The 16872-nt window shown below is 68.6% G+C and carries 16 protein-coding genes and 1 pseudogene; 11 read left to right on the forward strand and 6 right to left on the reverse strand.

What is annotated here, in order from left to right; all coding sequences use genetic code 11:
• Positions 1-127 precede the first annotated feature (127 nt).
• Both IPK85_01070 and IPK85_01075 read left to right on the forward strand, forming a co-directional pair.
• Positions 128-328: a hypothetical protein gene (locus tag IPK85_01070; GenBank protein ID MBK8245986.1), complete on the forward strand. Its 201-nt coding sequence runs from the start codon at positions 128-130 to the stop codon at positions 326-328.
• A gap of 177 nt (positions 329-505) precedes the next feature.
• The gene (locus tag IPK85_01075) at positions 506-931 is read left to right on the forward strand and encodes a hypothetical protein (GenBank protein ID MBK8245987.1); all 426 of its coding nucleotides are present in this window, start codon (positions 506-508) and stop codon (positions 929-931) included.
• Between the two features lie 71 nt (positions 932-1002).
• On the opposite strand, the gene IPK85_01080 is transcribed toward IPK85_01075, so the two are convergent.
• The 5 genes from IPK85_01080 to IPK85_01100 are packed head-to-tail and all read right to left on the reverse strand — an operon-like array spanning position 1003 to position 4309.
• Entirely contained in the window at positions 1003-1347 is a 345-nt protein-coding gene (locus IPK85_01080) for a hypothetical protein (protein MBK8245988.1), read from the reverse strand.
• Entirely contained in the window at positions 1341-2216 is an 876-nt protein-coding gene (locus IPK85_01085; GenBank protein MBK8245989.1) for a hypothetical protein, read from the reverse strand. Before IPK85_01085 ends, IPK85_01080 begins: the two co-directional genes overlap by 7 nt.
• Complete coding sequence (locus IPK85_01090) at positions 2216-2428, reverse strand: hypothetical protein (GenBank protein MBK8245990.1); 213 nt, start codon at positions 2426-2428, stop codon at positions 2216-2218. Before IPK85_01090 ends, IPK85_01085 begins: the two co-directional genes overlap by 1 nt.
• Entirely contained in the window at positions 2425-3960 is a 1536-nt protein-coding gene (locus IPK85_01095) for a hypothetical protein (protein MBK8245991.1), read from the reverse strand. The genes IPK85_01090 and IPK85_01095 overlap by 4 nt, the downstream gene beginning before the upstream one ends.
• A gap of 16 nt (positions 3961-3976) precedes the next feature.
• Entirely contained in the window at positions 3977-4309 is a 333-nt protein-coding gene (locus IPK85_01100) for a hypothetical protein (protein ID MBK8245992.1), read from the reverse strand.
• Positions 4310-4464: 155 nt separating this feature from the next.
• Between IPK85_01100 and IPK85_01105 the strand changes: the two genes are divergently transcribed.
• The 3 genes from IPK85_01105 (at position 4465) to IPK85_01115 (ending at position 9027) form a co-directional block, all read left to right on the forward strand.
• Positions 4465-5763: a hypothetical protein gene (locus tag IPK85_01105; GenBank protein MBK8245993.1), complete on the forward strand. Its 1299-nt coding sequence runs from the start codon at positions 4465-4467 to the stop codon at positions 5761-5763.
• A 73-nt stretch (positions 5764-5836) separates the two neighbouring features.
• On the forward strand, positions 5837-8560 hold the full coding sequence (locus IPK85_01110) for a serine/threonine protein kinase (protein ID MBK8245994.1): 2724 nt from the start codon (positions 5837-5839) through the stop codon (positions 8558-8560).
• Between the two features lie 77 nt (positions 8561-8637).
• A complete protein-coding gene (locus IPK85_01115; GenBank protein ID MBK8245995.1) occupies positions 8638-9027 on the forward strand; it encodes a hypothetical protein in 390 nt (129 codons plus the stop codon).
• Positions 9028-9064: 37 nt separating this feature from the next.
• Here IPK85_01115 and IPK85_01120 read toward each other — a convergent pair whose 3' ends face one another.
• Entirely contained in the window at positions 9065-9814 is a 750-nt protein-coding gene (locus tag IPK85_01120; protein ID MBK8245996.1) for a sigma-70 family RNA polymerase sigma factor, read from the reverse strand.
• A gap of 29 nt (positions 9815-9843) precedes the next feature.
• Between IPK85_01120 and IPK85_01125 the strand changes: the two genes are divergently transcribed.
• From IPK85_01125 to IPK85_01150, 6 genes and pseudogenes are all read left to right on the forward strand, one after another.
• Positions 9844-11985, forward strand: a complete 2142-nt coding sequence (locus IPK85_01125) for a serine/threonine protein kinase (GenBank protein ID MBK8245997.1) — start codon at positions 9844-9846, stop codon at positions 11983-11985.
• Between the two features lie 1591 nt (positions 11986-13576).
• Entirely contained in the window at positions 13577-13801 is a 225-nt protein-coding gene (locus IPK85_01130) for a hypothetical protein (protein ID MBK8245998.1), read from the forward strand.
• Positions 13798-14298 (forward strand): HlyD family efflux transporter periplasmic adaptor subunit, encoded by a 501-nt coding sequence (locus IPK85_01135; GenBank protein ID MBK8245999.1) that lies wholly within the window; start codon positions 13798-13800, stop codon positions 14296-14298. The genes IPK85_01130 and IPK85_01135 overlap by 4 nt, the downstream gene beginning before the upstream one ends.
• 93 nt (positions 14299-14391) lie before the next feature.
• The gene (locus tag IPK85_01140) at positions 14392-14559 is read left to right on the forward strand and encodes a hypothetical protein (GenBank protein MBK8246000.1); all 168 of its coding nucleotides are present in this window, start codon (positions 14392-14394) and stop codon (positions 14557-14559) included.
• Between the two features lie 578 nt (positions 14560-15137).
• Positions 15138-15344 (forward strand): hypothetical protein, encoded by a 207-nt coding sequence (locus tag IPK85_01145; GenBank protein ID MBK8246001.1) that lies wholly within the window; start codon positions 15138-15140, stop codon positions 15342-15344.
• A gap of 8 nt (positions 15345-15352) precedes the next feature.
• Positions 15353-16019 (forward strand): annotated as a pseudogene (locus IPK85_01150) (ABC transporter ATP-binding protein).
• The last annotated feature ends 853 nt before the right edge of the window (positions 16020-16872 follow it).

Genomic DNA, 16872 nt, shown 5'->3' on the forward strand with positions numbered 1-16872 from the left:
ATGATGACTTTCCGACGCTCCGCGATTCGCCAAGGACGAGTCCGCCGAAGTAAGCCTAACCCCTGAGCTTCACCTGCGGCGCGGCCGTATCGCGCCGACAGGTGCAAGCATCGGTTAGGCAAGGATATTGCGGACGCACGACGGAAGCCCGGCCCGCGCTGTCGGGCTTCCGCTCGGGGAGTGCCTCCTCGCGCTCCGACGGCCGGCGGAAGCCGAGCCGCTCCTGCGCGAAGCGCGGGTGGCCCTGACGAATGCGTTGCGCGCCCTGGGGCGCACGGCATCGGCGGACTCGGTGGCGGCGATCCGGGACTCCACGGACACGCGTTAGGTTCGTCAGGGTCGGGGTCGGTACGTCCCATCAGGGAACGGCGGCTCCCAGGCGGCAGGTCCGCGCACGAGGCGCCAACGCCTGGCAAGCGCCAGCGACCTGACCGCAGGCGTCCGCATGATGCGATTGACCCACGTCTGTCGCTCTGGAAGGGAGAACCCACTTCCGGAGCATGCCGTGCGTCGTTCCCTGAAACTTCTCGTTGTGTCCATCGGACTCGTGCAGGGGTGTGGCACAGCACCCGTGGAACCCGGTGCTACGCCTACCCCGCCACCGGCCATTGAGCAGCGTCCCACGACGAGTGCACTAAACGTCCCCGCGGGATTCAAGGTGACCTGTCTCTCCGATCCGAATGCCGCGACGGCGTCACCAACCTGCCCGGTGGTGGTGTGGGGGACGAAGGTCTACTGGGCCTACACGGCACTGGATAACAGCACTAACATGCGCATGGTGGCGTACCAGGGAACAAGTGAGGTGGGTACGCTGGACCGATCGGGAGCGCGCTACCTGTACCGCATGTCGGTGAACGCGTCGGATTCGACCCTGACCATTGTCGGACAGGCCAGCAACACCATTGTGGTCCGTTGGAGCGACCTCCCCTAGGGACGGTCGCCCGAGCGACATCGCGCGCGGGGCGTCAGTGGCAGTGATCGCACGTCGTTTCGGCGTCGACGTCACGGGGAAGCACGAAGGGTTCGCCATGGCGTCCGACGCAGCAACTTCCCGTCGCCATCGAGCGCCCACACGCGCCAGCGCACGCCGCCACTGGCCCCCGCGACCTTCGCCCCGGGGAGGTCGTAACGGCGCTGCGCCGCTGGCACGAGGGCACGATGGACCAAGACGCCCCCGGCGTCCTGGACCTCGATGCGGTAGAACGAGGCCTGGCGGTCCGCGCTCCACGCCAGGCGAACCGCAGCGTCGGTGGACACCACCGCGCCATCGCGAGGACCGAGCGGCGACAGCCGCGCATGCCGCACGCTCCCAGCCGTGCCATCGCCGGCCACGACGTACCTTAACATCGGCCACGGCCCGCGCCCACGCTGCCGAGGTTGGAATCCCCCTCCCGATCGTCGGTGGCCTCGAGGCGCAACAGCACGAGGTACGACCCGTCGGCGCTCGTCGGCAGGCGCGCCGGGTCGGGCCCGGGCAGCGTCACCGTGCCACCCGGTGGCACAAAGACATTGAACCGCTCCACCTGGACGAATCGACGCTGCTGCAATCGCTCCTCGACGGGCAGCGAGGCCTCGGGCAACAAGTCGAATGCCGTCGGCCCCTCCTCACCCGGCAACACGACCTCCCACCGACCGACCAGGCGCCCGGTCCCGTTGTACATGATGCGCGCCGTGAACGGCGGCAGCACCTGACCGGACGGCACAAACTGCACCTCATCGCGTCCGTCAAAACGCACGCGGACATCCGTCAGCGCAAACGGCGTGCGCGCGCCACCCGCCGACGGCCGGCACGTGACCGCGACAAACTCGTCGCGCCCACCACTCACGCTGGCGAACCTCCGCACATAATAGAACGACGGCGTCGCGCCGCGACGCGCGTCCTGCCAGGCCCGCCGCGCCACCGACGTCGGGATCGACATGATGTCCGTAAAGGCCGCGGTCCCGCTGGCGCGCGACAGATCGTACCGCGCCGGCAGCTGCCCGAAGATGGTGCCGGGCTTGCAGCGCACCCCCACATCCGGCGCCGCGCTGACCAACTCACCACACCAGAATGCTTCCGCCGGTCGCAGCCCGGCGCGCAACCCGCCAAACGTCAGGAAGACGGTCGTCGGGTTCATCATGTTGACGTTGACCCCAGTCGGATTCACGCGCACCTGCGCGGCCAGGCCCGATGCAGCACCCAGCGCCAGCAGGCCGGCTCGAAAAACCACACGCATCAGAACACCCGCAGGTTGAAGCCGGAATTCACCATCCACTGCCGCTGCTGCTGCACCGCGAGCGGGTCGCTCTCCTGGCGCGCGAAGTCCGGGACCCGCGCCGTGGTGCGACCAAAGCGCAGGAACAGCTGCCCGCGGGCCCCGCCACTGGCGTCCTTGAGCACCGTGAGCGGCTGCGTGATCTCCACGCGCTGGTCGGTATTCAGCGTCACGGGCCCGGTGGGAGGGGTCGTGCGCAGCAGGAGAACGCCACCATGAGCGACGTCGATTGACCGCGACGCAGGTTGGCGTTGAGCGTGGCTCGTCGCGTCGTGCTCCGTTCCGACCGCTCCAGTGATTCCTGAAAGTCGTCGCCGAGGTCGAGCGACACGTCCGCCGCAGAACCGAACGCCGACCCGATCGAGAGCGCGTCAGAACCCGACGCAAAGTCGGCCGCGGCGCGACCCACCTGGCGGTTGTCCTGTTGCGCCCGGTTGCTCCGCACCCCCACCCGCCACGTACCAAACTGCCATTGCGCGCCCAGGTCCCGATTGCGCGAGAGCTGGTCCGGCACCTGGTCGGCAGTAAAGATCCCACCCGTCGGCACGCCGTCCCCGGCCTGGTGCGTACGGTTCAGCGACCATGAGACGGTGGGGAGCCACGCCGCATGTTTCGTCACCCCGAGGAGCTGGGCCAGGGGGGCGGCGAGGCTCGCGGTGCGCACCCGATCCCGCGTGGTCATGAACCCGGGAAGCTCCGTGAGGTTGTCCCGCGAGCGGTTCACCGTCACCTGGCCGTTCAGCGCGCCCAGCGTCAGGGTGAGGTCTCCACCATCCTGCTGACGGTCCGCCTGCACGGGAGCCACCACGCTCCGGTAGAGCGGATCCACGCGTTCATGCCGTATCGTGACCGCCGCCTGAACCGCGCCAATCCCCGGAAGGGTACGTCCTTGCACCGGCGTCAGGCTGGCCTCGACAAAACGTGCAGTGTTTGTCTCCCGCTCCATCGCGACCAGCAGCGTGTCGGCCCCAAGTTGGGGATCGCGGAGCGGATTGACGAACCGTGAGCGGGACACCCCACTCGTCAGGCGCAGTCGCTGTCCCGGCGTGGCCGCGCTGAACTGCAGCGACCCGCCATCGCTCGCCTCGGCGTCAATCACCGCCCCTTGCGTGAAGGCGCCGCGTGGCAACATGCTCGCGTCAAGCCAGGTCCCGTCGACGCGCAGTGCCCCCGGACGCGTCGGCAGCAGTTCCCGACCCAGCGAAACGGCCAGGACGCGATGGTCGCCGTTGGAGACCGGGAACAGCTGGTCCCACCCAACCGTGGACGCGGCCCCCATCGCCGCCATCCCGAGGGTGGTCCCCCCGCGCGTCCAGGCTATCGTCGCCCCGCGCGCACCAAAGCCGTTCACCAGGTGGCGACTCGCCCCGAAGCTCGTGTGTCCCAGGACCACGGTGGTTCCGACGGTCCGCAGCGAGACGCGATAGTCTGACAAATCGAGTCGCGGCGCCGCCTCCTGCCGCAGGCCGTACCGCAAGGCCTCCTCGCGACGCGAGGCGCCCACCAGGTTGGTCGAACTCTCCAGCGTGAACCCCTCGTGTTCGTGCGTGGTGCCCAGGGAGCCGTTGAACGCGAAATCCTGGAAGCGCGGACGCTCCGGCTCGGGCATGCCGCTGGTGCTGCTGGCCAGCTGTCCCTTGTTGGTCAGGGTGCCCTGCGGTTGCGCCTCGATCCGCCGAAAGCCGCCCGCGGTGAGCACCTTCACGGTGACGCGCTGCAGCTCAATCCATGCGGCCCCCCGTCGTGCGGTAGGCCACCACCTCGGTCTGGCCGTGCGGGAGCGGCTCCACGCCGGGGCGATAGCGCAACCCCGTCGGCAGGCGCTCTGCCAGCCCGGTCACGTCCACGCCACCCACCATGAGGACCAGCGCGCCCTCGTCGGGGCGCAACACGCGGTGCAGCCGGATCTCGATCGGGGTGGTGTTCGGCAGGTACCGGCCCGTATCGATGGCGATCTCCACGCGGAGGCTGTCGGCATCGCCCTGGGCGGGCAGGACAACCGGCAGCAGCAACGCGGCGAGGAGGCAGAGCGGGCGAGGGAAGTGATGGCGCACGGAAGGGGACAGGGACGGCGGGAACTGGCTCGGTCTCCCCCACACCATCGGGAAACGGGCGCGGCCGGTATCACGGGGATGATCCCCAACGGGCGGGTTCTCCGATGGTGCAGGTGTTCCCCCATGCATCCGGACCACCCGCCGCCGCGCTGCCCATGTTCACCTGCCCTGCCCCCGCGTCCCGCGTCCTGCTGACCCTCTGTTCCCTCGCGGTGCCGCTCGCGCTCCGGGCACAGACGCGGGACCCCGTCACGGAAGCGAAGGCGCTGTTTGATGCGCGAACTCCGGCCACGACGACCGCTGGCACCCTCAAGCGCGACCATGCGCGGACCATCACCCAGACCAGCACAATCCTGCGCACGGTCGGCTACCCGGCATCTGATGTGGTGCCGGCCCTCCGCACCGAGTTCACGTCGAGCGCCAGTACGCTGTACCAGGCGCTACGCGTCGCGGGATACGACGCTCGCTCCTCCGGCGACGCCATGACCCGCGACGGATTCGTCCTCTCCTGCATCGATCCGCAGGGGTACGCGGTGCCGTGCGGCGGCTTCGGTGGACCACCCGATACCCCGGTGATGGGCCAACTCACGGTCCATCCGTCGCCGGAGGGTGAGACGGGGCAGCAACTCTACATCACGGGATCGAATATCCCGCCGGTGTTCGTGATGCTGGGTGGCGCCATGCTCACCGAGCTGAACGCGAGCAGCTCGGCTGTCGTGGTCCGGCTGCCCTCGACCGCAATGACGGGGAACCTCACCATTCGTCGCAAGTCCGATAACGTCTCCGGCACGCTCCAGCAGAACTATCGCGTGGTCGCCCCGCCGCTGAATTGGTCAAACTGGGCACAGCCGGCCATCATCGGGGCCGTGGAGGACATGAAGCGCTGGCTGCAAGGCGCCCGCGTCCAGTCCGGCTGCGCAATCGATGGTCCCCTGACGACGCTGGCCGCCGGGTCGTTCACTTCAGCCACCGGATACGCGAACACGGTGCGCACGCGCCTGACCTCGGCCGGCGCTCCCGCCGCCATCGCCGATGCCTGGGACCTCGCCTTCCGACAGGCGTTCGACGCGTATACGTCGCAGATCATCACGGTCCCGCCGCTGGCCCTCTATCCATCATTTGCCGCGGTGATGGCCTCCAAGATCGGCCCAGTCCCCAACGTCCCCATGCCCCTGGGGGCCTTCACCAGCCTCGGTGGTCCCCAGATGCTCGCCCCGGCCCTCGGTGTCCGGGTGAAGAATGCGCTCGCCCCCGTCTCGGTCGATGTCCCGGCCCGTGCGCAGGCGGCTGATGCCTTCGCCACTGCCGTGAGCGGGCACTTCGCCGGGCTCCTGCTGAACTCCCTGGTCGTGAACCTGATGGGCGAGGGTCCGGTCCCGACGTACAAGACCGGGGGGGCGGGCCCCGTGAGCGGTGGCACGTGCAAGGGCACGAACATCGTCCTGCTCAAGTGAGCGCCCGGGTGCCGAGCCCTCGCCTGATATCCGCGCGCGCGTTACATACAGACGTCCCGGACCCCCATATCGCATGACCGAGGATCCCAGGCATTGGGCGCGCGTCGACGAACTCTTCGCGGAGGCGCTGTCGCTGGAAGCGGGGGAACGCGAAGCCTACCTTGATCGTGCCTGCGGCGCCGACGAGGCCTTGCGCGGGGAAGTCGTCGCCTTGCTCGCGTCGGTCACAGCCGCGTCGGACCGGATCGGCGACTCCGCGGACGCGCTGTTTGTGCCCTCCGGGCCCCTCGTGGACGCGCCCGACGCTGCGCTCCCCGAAGGCTCCATCGTCGGCCCGTATCGCGTCCGTCGACTCGTCGGCCGCGGTGGGATGGGCAACGTCTACGCGGCCGTCCGCGACGATGGCTCGCTCACCCGCGACGTCGCCCTCAAGGTGGTGCGGCAGGGCGCCGCCTCCCCCGGACTGATCCGTCGCCTGCGGCGCGAGCAGCGGATCCTCGCCGGACTCGAGCACGTCGGCATCGCGCGACTCTACGACGCCGGGATGACGAAGGAGGGGACGCCGTACCTCGTCATGGAGTTCGTCGACGGAGTGCGCATCGACACCTGGGTCCGCGACGCGGGGCTCGACACCCGGGCCATCCTCACCGTGTTCGACGATGTCTGCGATGCGGTCGCGTTTGCGCACCAGCGTTTCGTGATTCACCGCGACCTCAAGCCGGCCAACATCCTCGTCGACGCGCAGCGCCGCGCCCGGCTGCTGGACTTTGGCATCGCACGCCTCACCGACGAGACCGACGAGGAAACACTCACCCGTCCGGGCCAGCTGGTCCTCACCCCGGAATACGCCTCGCCCGAACAGGCGCGCGGCGAGCCGGCGACCGCAGCAATGGACGTGTACGCCCTGGGTGTCCTGCTGCACGAGCTGCTCACCGGGGTGCGTCCCGAGTGGCAGCGGATGGTGATGACGCAGCAGTCCCTGGTTGGTGTCGAGCGGGCCATGCGTGCGCCCAGCGCTGTGGCCGCCGATGCCACGCGAGCGCGTGACCTGCGCGGCGACCTCGACCAGGTGATTCTCACGGCGCTCGCGCCCGATCCGGCACGCCGTTACGCCACGGTCCAGGAGCTGCGCGACGACCTGCGCCGCGTACGGGACGGCTACGCGATTCGCGCCCGCCGTCCTGGTATCGCCGAGCGCACCTGGCGCGCCGCCCGCCGCAACCCGGTCCTCGCCAGCGCATGGTCGGCGGCGATCGTCCTTGGCATCGCCTTCCTCGCGAGTGTCTTCGTCCAGAACGCACGAGTCGGGCGGGAACGCGACCGCGCGACAGCCGCGCGGGATTCAGCAGCCGCAGATCGTGATCGCGCCCTCGCCACCAACCGCGTCCTCTCCTCGCTCTTCGACGCGGCCGATCCCTGGAACACTCGCGACGGCGCCCCGGTGACGCTTGGCGAGGCGCTCGACCGCGGCGTGGCCCGGGTCAACCGGGAGCTGGCCGGACAACCCGCCGCACGGGCCGTGTTGCTGACGGCCATCGGCAAGGCCTACACAGGGCTTGCGCGCTTCGACGATGCCCAGGCGGCCCTGGACACCGCGCGTGCCTTGCAGGCGGCCGATCCGGCGTCGACGGCCGATGAACGGGCTGCGACGCTCACCGCCCTCGGACTCCTCGCCTCGGCGCGCGGACTGACGACGGCGGCGGAGTCCTTGCACACCAGTGCCCTGCAGCTCCGCACAGATTCGATCCCGCGGCCGCGGGACTCGGTCGTCGCACCTGCTGCGCCTGCGCCGGATCGCAGACTGGCGATCGCCTTGGTGAACGTGGGCGCGAGTCACATGGACGCGCGACGGTTCGATTCGGCGCGCGTGTACCTCGATTCCGGCATCGCCGTGTTGCGCGCGCAGCGACCCATGGACTCGACCGCGCTGGCCGAGGCCCTCAACAACCGGGCGACGCTCGCCATGCGGGGCAACGACTTTCCCCTGGCCGCGCGCCTGGCCTCCGAAGCCCTCGGCATCAACCGCCTCGTCCTCGGGAACGACCATCCCCGCGTGGCCGGGGAAACGGCCAATCTGGCCTTCCTCCTCGACCGCACCGGGCGGAGCGCCGAGGCGGAACCCATGGTCCGCGAGGCGCTGCGCGTCCTTGGCGCTCGCGTACCTGCCGGTCACCCAACCATCCGCAGCGCTCGCGTGTTGCTCGGCAATATCCTCTCGCGCACGGGGCAACTCGAGGAAGCATCAGGGCTGATTGCCGACGTCGTGCGGGTCGAACGCACGCTGCCGGAGGCACAAGCGGGATTCTCCGTCACGCTCGACAACTATGCTGGCGTCCTCGAGAAACTCGGGCGACATTCCGATGCCTTGGCGACCTATCGTGAGGCGCTGGAGGTGGCCCGTCAAACATCCGGCCCGGAGAACCCCGGGGTGGCCATCATGCAGGGCAAGGTCGCCGACATGGCCTGCCGGGTGGACGGCCCCTCCGAGGAGGTGCTGCGGTTGTTTGGGGAGTCGAACCAGGGGCTGGAACGCATCTTTCCGGAGACACATCCCTTTCGCGTTGGAGGGCGCGGGACGCGGGCGATGTGCCTGCTCCGCGCCGACCGCCGCACCGAAGGCGAGCCCGAGCTGGTGGCGGCGTTCGATGTCGCCCGGCGAGGGCCGCCGCAGTTGCATGGGATGGCGCGTTTGTTCGGCAACGATCTCGTGGCCCTGTACACCCGCTTTGGCGACCAGCAAAAGGCCAGCGTCGTCCGCGCACAGGTCGACTCCCTCACCGCCCCAGGCTCCCGCTGAGCCACGCCGAGGGACCGATGATACGCCGCGGTCCCGAAATCCGATGGTGAGAGTGTCCCCTCATCGGATCCTCTCTCATGCACATCTCAAAGATCGGCCTGATCGCCGCCATCGGTGGCGCCGTCCTCACCACCATCGCTGCTGCCAGCCCGCGCGGATTCGCGGCAGTCGCCGAGACGTATTACGGCTGCCTGCCCAACTACACCTTCCAGGTGAGCGGCACCAACGCCCGCTGCTACAAGCCGGGAACCGTCCAGACGGCAGACATCATCTGTGGGATCGGCGCGGTCAAGGCGATGGACCAGTTCAACGGGGGGAAGGACGGCTGCCAGCTGAAGACCAACAACCTGCTTACCAACTACACCTGCCCGACGGGCTACGCGCAGAAGGTGCAGCCTGGCCCGGACATGTGCACCAAGCAGGGGACCCCGTCGATCCTCGCTCCGTCGGTTGCAAAAAGTCTTTAGGTGGTGCCGCGCGGGGCGGGAACCCTCTCGCCCCCGCTCAGGCCGTCCCCTCAGTCATGAAGCGATACAACCACGCACGCGCCCGGGCCCAGTCCCGCTTGACGGTCGGAACCGAGAGCCCGACGACGGGGGCAATCTCCTCGTAGCTCAGCCCCGCGAAGAACCGGAGTTGCACCAGCTGCCCGAGCCTGGCGTCGTGCTGCTCCAGGCGCACCAGTGCCTCCTCGATCGCCAGCAGGTCTTCCGCGCGATCCACCGCTGGCAGCGCCCCTTCATCCAGCGAGACCGCGCGCACGCCACCACCGCGCTTCTCAGCCACACGCGCCCGCGCGTGATCCACGAGCACGTACCGCATCGCGCGGGCCGCCAGGGCCATGAAGTGCGCACGATCGTTCCACACCGCCGCATTCCCCTCGCTCAGGCGCAGGTAGGCCTCGTGGACAATGGCGGTGGTATTGAGCGTCTCAGACGCCCCCTGCCGCGCCCGCTGGTCATGCGCGAGGCGCCGCAGCTGGTCATAGACCTGGGCGTACAGTTCGCCGATCGGCGTGGAAGAAGACTCGGTCACCACGGCATAAGAGGCGCGCCATGAGGCACCCTCCGCAACCCCTCGGCACCGCCGCCATCGCGCCCCCGCCTTGTCCGCACATCTTGGCCGCCGCACTTTCCGTCGTGATGGGCACCCCACCGCGCGTCCCACCCGATCGACTGCCCCGCATCGAGGCCATCTTCTCGGAGGCCCTCGCGCGCACGCCGGAAACTCGCCCCGCCTTCCTCGCCGAGGCATGCGGATCCGATGCCGACATCCGCCAGGAAGTGGAGAGCCTGCTCGCCGCCCTCGAGCGCTCAGGGGAACGATGGGAGACCCCCGCCCTGCCGCTCGTCGACCTCGCCTCGGTCTCACGCACCGGCGAGACACGCGTCGGGATGATGGTCGGACCGTACCGCTTGATCCGCCTCATTGCCCAGGGCGGCATGGGCGCGGTGTACGAGGGTGAGCGTGCGGACGCGCAATTCCGGCAACGTGTCGCCGTGAAGTTCCTGCGCCATGGCATCCCGACCGCGCAGTCGCGACGGCGCTTTGAACATGAGCGCGCCATCCAGGCGCGACTACAGCATCGCAACATCGCTGGTCTGTTCGACGGCGGCGTCCTCCCCGATGGCCATCCGTATTTCGTCATGGAGTTTGTCGACGGCGTTCCCATTACGACCTACGCCGCCACCCATGCCCTCTCGATTCCCGCCCGACTCCAGCTGGTGCGCCAGGTGTGCCGCGCGGTGCATTACGCCCACGAACACCAAGTGGTCCACCGCGACCTGAAGCCGAGCAACATCCTCGTCACCACGGACGGCACCGTCAAGCTCCTCGACTTCGGGATCGCGCGGCTCCTCGAAGGGTCCGACGACGACCTCCCGCTCACGCTCGGCGGAGACCGCGCGCTGACTCTCGAATACGCAAGCCCCGAACAGATCAACGGACAGCAGGTCACGACGGCGTCCGACATCTACTCACTCGGCGTCGTCCTCTACGAGCTGCTGGCCGGGCGGCGCCCGTTCCTGATGGCCGACCTGCCGATCGCCGAGGCCGTTCGGCAGGTCACCCAGGTCCCGCCGGTGCCTCCCAGTGTCGCCGTCGACTCCACGATGCCCGAGGGTGTGCGCCGCGTCCTGCGCGGTGAATTGGACGACATCACCGCCATGGCCCTGCGCAAGGAACCGGAGCGCCGCTACGCCTCGGTTGACGCGTTCGCCCACGACCTCGCCGCGTGGGAACAGGGGCGCCCGGTCAGCGCCACCGCAGATACCGTTGCGTACAGCATCAGGAAGTTTGTGCAGCGGCACCGATGGCAGAGTGCCAGCGCCGCGCTGCTGGTGCTGTCACTGGTCGTTGGGGCAACCACCACCTGGTGGCAGGCGCGACGCGCCGAGACCCGGTATCGAGACGGACGCCGCCTGGCCAACGCGCTCCTCTCCGACGTCCACAACGCCATAGCCGACCTCCCGGGCGCCACCGCCGCACGCGCCGCCCTCATCGCCCCGGCCCTCGAGTACCTCGATCGCACTGCCCGGGAAGTGGTGGATGATCCCGCGCTCGATCGCGAACTCGCCTTTGCCTACCAACGCATCGGCGATGTCCAGGGAAATCCCACCAACGCCAACCTCGGCGACATCGCCGGCGCACGCGCCTCGTACCGCAAGGCGCTCGAGATCGCCGAACGGGTGTATCAGCAAATGCCGAGTGACGAGGGCTCCGCACGACTCGTGGCACTGGTAAGCGAGCGACTCGCTGATGTGGGTGAGGACGACGGGAACGTCCGCGGCTCGATGACACACCAGGATCGCGCCGTTCGCCTGTATGAGACCATCGCCCAACGGTGGCCCAGCCCGGAGGCGACGCACCAGCTCGCCGTGAGCCTCTCCAAACGCGGCGACCTGGCCGGACATCCCGCCTTTCGCAACCTCGGCGACACGGCGGCCGCGATGCGCGAATATCGCAGCGCACTTGCGCTGCTCGAACGCGACTCGAGCACGACTACCAACGCCTATCGCAATCGCCGCTATCGCGCCTTGATCCTGGAACGGATGGGTCGCATTTCGGGCGACGGCGGCGGCGCCGACGCCCCCGACCTGCTCGCCCGGTCTCTCGCCCAGCGGGAGCAGTTGGCCGCCCTGCGGCCCGGCAGCATGGATGCCCAACGCGATGTGGCCATTGCCCACTTCCTGCTCTGCGGCCTCTACCAGTCGCGGGGCGAGCTGCCCACCGCCCTCGCCGCGTGCGAAGCTTCGTACCGGATCCGTCGCACGATCTACCGCGCCGACCCGAAGAACGTCCAGCTGCTCCGCGGGATGGGGTTGATCCACCATCGGCTCGGTGACCTCGCTGCCGCCCGCAACGACCGCCTCGTCGCCAGGACCCAGTATCGCTCGGCGCTGGCCTTCTATGACTCCTCGCCATGAACCGCGGCGCCAGTCGCGCGGACTCGAGCGATCGGGCCACCATCGCCCGACGCCTCACCGCGATCGACGCACCCTGACGACCCACCCGCGGTCGCCCCTCGCGCGCCGCCGAGCCGCGGCGACCGCGGCGGTGATACGCCGGACCGCGATCCTGCGATTTCCCTGATGACCGCTCCACGCCACAGTGCTGACACGCAGCACGACCGGGGCCAAACCAGGAGAAAACTCTCGTGCGCCGACTCCCCCCTCGCCTCGCCGTACCCGCTCTCTGCGCGGCCATGGTCGCCTTCGCCTCCACGCTCGACGCGCAGGCCAGCCTGTCCAATGCGGAGTGGAAGCTCCAGACCAACTCCGGAGGTGCGGCACTCTCCTCCGGCAACAAGACCGTCACCCTGCAGCTGCCCGCCCCATCGCAAATCACCAACTTCTACGCCTTCAACGTGGAGGTCACCTTCACGTCGTCGACCGCGACCGGGTCGAACCACTCGATGATCCCGCTGAACTCCAACAAGCCCAACATCCTCTCCTGCTTTGAGATCAAGGGAGGAACCGTCCCCTCCAACCGTCACAAGTCGACATCCTGCAAGGTCGAAGCAGCGGCCGCCAAGGCGGTGACGTCCGATCAAACCATCACCGTCACCGTCGGTGGAACCAACGGCAACAAGACCCTCACCACGATCATCAAGCCGTACACCGGCCCGAACTACGTGGCGACCCTGCAGACGGTCACTGGTGCGATCTATCGCGGGGACCTCGCCACCTTCCGCATCAAGCTCATGTCCCCCGTACCATCCGGGCAGCAACAGGTCGTTGGATGGGGACTCACGCCACCAACGTGCTTTCAGAATGCATCGAACTCGCGCTTCTACAACTCGAATTGGACGCTGAGCAACGTCAACACGGTCACCTTTCAGGCCGGGGAAATCCAACGCGACGTCACCGTCCGCGTCGCTGACGTAAAGACCTGTGAAGGCGGCAATCGCCTCTTCGAGACCTGGGCCCGAATACGCCGAACACCCAAAGCTCGCCGACGTACAAGTCCCACTACTTCACGATCCTCCAGAAGTAGGCCAGACCGGGTGCGCGACCGTCCGCCCGCGGCGACTGGCGGGTTCGCCTGTCAGGGGAGTCCAGGCGGTCGCCCCGCAGTGGCCGCCGTCGCTGCGGGTGAGGCTGGAACCCCGGGACCGATCCCGCGATGTTTGTTGCATGGGCGCTCCTGCCCCGCTCCCACCCATGCGACTCCTGCGCCGACTCCTCCCGCTCCTCGTCCTCGCCCTCGTGGGTGCGGGTCTCTTCATTGGATACCGAGGTTGCCTCCCGGCCTCCCATCATCGACGTCGCCACCTCCACGACCGAGGATGTGGTGCGCCTCCCAGCCGTCACCGGGCGGATTCGGCCGCGCCTCTCGAACTCGGTCCAGCCCCAGTATCGGGCACAGTGACCTCCCTGACGCGGAGCGAGGGAGACCTGGTCCCGCCGCGGCGACGTCCTCGCCACCCTGGACGCCCGGGTTCGCAGGCCGTGATCGAACAGGCCACCGCGCAACTCGCCGCGCGCCGCGTGGACGTGGACCAGCGCCAGCGAGAGTATGATCGCCTCCAGCGCCTTGGTCACCGCCGGTGGACTCCCGGAACGCGACGCCGAGCAGGCCAAGTTCGCCCCAGAAAGCGCTCGTGAAGGGGTGCGGCAGTTCGAGGCACTGATCTCGGAATCCCGCTCCCGCCTGCGCGACTTCACCCTCCGCTCACCGATCGACGGCTACGTCCTCGCCCGCCCGTCGACCCCGGCCAGAACGTCACGCCACAGACGGTGATCTACGAGATCGCGACCGGCACCGGCGCCGAGATCGAGCTGGAAGTCGACGAACAGTACCTGGGCGAACTGAAGGAAGGACTTCCCGCTCGCGTGTCGCCCCTCACAGGGGCCCGCACGGAATACCGGGCCGTCGTGGATTACATCGGCCGGCGCGTCAGCGAGACCAGTGGTGCGGTGCCGGTGCGGCTGCGTTTTGTTGAGTCCGCCCCACGGCTTCCCGTCGGGCTGTCCGTCGACGTGAACCTCGAGATCGCGCGTCATCCCGGCGCGATCACGGTCCCGCGGGTCGCGGTCGGTGGGCTTGGCGCCGAACCGTTTGTCATGGTGGTACGTGCTGACACCGTGCGGCGACAGGTTGTGCGGGTGATCGACTGGCCGTCGGAGCGGATCGTAGTCGTGGAGGGGATGAAGTCCGGCGACACCGTCGCCATCGCCCCCAAGTCGGTGCGCGACGGCCTGGCCGTGCGCACCCGCACCGGCGCCAATGCCCTTTGAGTTGTCCGTCGCCCTCCGGTATATCCGGAGCGGCCGACTGCAGACCCTGCTGATCTTCAGCGGGTCGCGGTCGGGATCGTCGTCTTCACCTTCATGGCGGCGCTGATTAACGGCCTCGCCGTGTCGCTGACCAACAACGTCATCGGCAACCTCGCGCACGTGCGGCTGGAGCCGCTGCCGCAGGAGCCGCGCACGCTCACCACCGCCGATGGGGCGTGCCCTCGTCGCTGTGCAGCGCGGGAACGAGGCTCGCTCCCCTGATCACCGGCTGGCGCAACGTCGCCCAGATGATCGATCGGCTCCCCGCGGGTCACCGCCTCGGCCGCGTCGGTCTCCGGCTCCGGCTTCATCCAGCGCGGCGAGCAGATCCTTCCCGTCTCCCTCACCGGCTACGAACCGGGCAAAGAGAGCGCGATGATCGACCTCGCCAGCGGCATCGTCCGCGGCTCTGCGTCACTAGGGCCCGGCGACGTGCTCATCGGGATCACGATGGCCGCAGACCTGGGGGTGACCACGGGTCAACGCCTGCGGAGCTGCAGGACATATTTGCGGCACCGGCGGTGGCGGAGCAGTTGCGAGGGATGACCGTGCTCGATGCGGTCGACTGGATCGCCGAGAATGCGCGGTTGCAGGATCGCGCTGAGTGCAGGGGCGCACCGGGGACCTCGTGAAGTTCTTCGCGATCCTGCTGATCATCATCGCCGTGGCGTCGCAGCTCCTGCTGTCAGGCCGTGCGGCGCCGCGTGGAGATCGGGATCATGCGCAGCATGGGGTGACGCGGGCGTCGGTGACCTGGATCTTCCTCTGCTTCAGGGGTTGTTCATCGGGTTGTTCGGATCGTGCTCGGCGCCGCCCTCGGCTACGGCTTCGCATTCCTCGCCGTGGTGACCCTGCGGCCTGATGGCACGCAGAGCCTCCCGATCGACCCGGCACTCGGCGAGTACTGGCTCGCGATCTCCATCGCGACCGTGGCGTCCACCCCGCGGCGATCCTGCCCCGCGCGCGTGGCGTCGAGCACCGACCCGGTGGAGGTCATCTCCGCATGAGCGACGTCGTGCTGCGCGTCATCGACCTGCGCAAGACGTATGTCGATGGCGACGTCGAGACCCCCGGTGCGCCAGGGGATCGACCGGAGTTCCGCCACGGCGAGTTTGTCGCCCTCATGGGCCCCGTCGGGGAGCGGCAAGAGTACTCTGCTGTCGATCCTTGGCACCCTGCTCCGTCCCACCAGCGGCGAGGTCGAGCTGGTCGGCAACCGGTTGAGCATCCCTGGACGACGCGGCCGTGACCTCGTTCCGCAACCAGCACATCGGGTTCGTCTTCCAGTTCCACCACCTGCTCCCGGACTTCCACCGCGCTGGAGAACGTGATGTTCCCGCGTTCCCGCGACGCCCGGACGACCTGCGGGTGACGCGTGCGCGCGCGGCCGAGTTGCGCGGAGAGTTGGGTTTGAGCGACCAGGCGGACTTCCGCGACCAAGCTTCCCCGGTAGAAGCAGCGTGGCCAAGCGCGCGCCCTGATGAATGCGCCAGATATCGTCCTCGCGGACGAACCCACCGGCAACCCCTCGACCACGAGACCGGCGAGGAGGTGTTGATCCTGATGCGCGAGTTGTGCCGCGAGAAGGGACGATGTTCCTCATCAGCACCTACGACGAGGCCATCGCCGCGCGCAGTGACCGCGTGGTGCGGATTCTCGACGGCCGGGTGAAACCGACGTGACCGCCTAACGACTGATCGTGTAACGCCGGAAGGCGAAACCGAGCCGCTGCGCCGCCGGGTGCTGGATCGGCACCGCAAGCCCAAAGGCTGCCGTCGGAGAGGAAAGTCATCCTGAGGTACTCGCCGGCGGCGCCTACGTACCGTGGCCGTGTCCGGCGGAAACCCTTGCTGGAACGCCTCAGGCTGGAATGCCAGGGCGCGGGCCACGCGCGGTGTCCCGTCACCACGCTGTCTCGATGTAGGCCACCGTGGCGACCAGGCATTGCCGGTCCGGTGAACCAGCTCGCCGCGAGTTGCCCGTCCCCGCGCGTTGCGATGAGGTAGGGGAAATGGGTCACCGCACTGTCGCGTGAGATCTCCGAGTCGTCCAGCTCGCTCCCATGTCGCGGGGCGTGCCAGCCAGACCGCGTTCTCGTGTCCCCACAGACTGAAGAGTGCGCCGGTCGCGTCAGGCAAGATCGGCCTGACCCAGCGTGGTTGCGCGGCCTCGTTCCAGTCGGCGGGTTCACGGTGGTGTCACGCATCGCCTCCCATACGCGCGTGCCCGGCGGCGTGCGCTTCACCCACGTCTCCTCGGTCCGTGGAGGTGAAGAGCCAGTCCTCCCCCGCATTGAACGAGTTGCCGGAGACCGAGATCGGCACCACTCGCCGCCAGCTCACCCTTCGGGCCCACGGCGAGGTGGGTTCGCGACCCGCCCATAAGGGGTGGATAATGTGGACGCTCGCCCATGTTGCGTCCACCATCGGTGCTGCGCATGTAGGAGACGCCGGCTCCATCGTTCCCAGATCGCGCGTGCGCCGTTGTCCGCGGAGACGTCGATCCACGGCCGGTCACCGAGCCGCGTGTCTGATA

The organism is Gemmatimonadota bacterium, from assembly GCA_016712265.1.
Lineage (GTDB): Bacteria > Gemmatimonadota > Gemmatimonadetes > Gemmatimonadales > Gemmatimonadaceae > RBC101.

Coding starts and splice junctions, on each gene's coding strand:
- IPK85_01080 (MBK8245988.1), bottom strand. CDS start 1,347: ATGTTAAGGTACGTCGTGGCCGGCGATGGCACGGCTGGGAGCGTGCGG.
- IPK85_01085 (MBK8245989.1), bottom strand. CDS start 2,216: ATGCGTGTGGTTTTTCGAGCCGGCCTGCTGGCGCTGGGTGCTGCATCG.
- IPK85_01105 (MBK8245993.1), top strand. CDS start 4,465: ATGTTCACCTGCCCTGCCCCCGCGTCCCGCGTCCTGCTGACCCTCTGT.
- IPK85_01110 (MBK8245994.1), top strand. CDS start 5,837: ATGACCGAGGATCCCAGGCATTGGGCGCGCGTCGACGAACTCTTCGCG.
- IPK85_01115 (MBK8245995.1), top strand. CDS start 8,638: ATGCACATCTCAAAGATCGGCCTGATCGCCGCCATCGGTGGCGCCGTC.
- IPK85_01120 (MBK8245996.1), bottom strand. CDS start 9,814: ATGCCTCGGCGAGGAAGGCGGGGCGAGTTTCCGGCGTGCGCGCGAGGG.
- IPK85_01130 (MBK8245998.1), top strand. CDS start 13,577: ATGATCGCCTCCAGCGCCTTGGTCACCGCCGGTGGACTCCCGGAACGC.
- IPK85_01140 (MBK8246000.1), top strand. CDS start 14,392: ATGGCGGCGCTGATTAACGGCCTCGCCGTGTCGCTGACCAACAACGTC.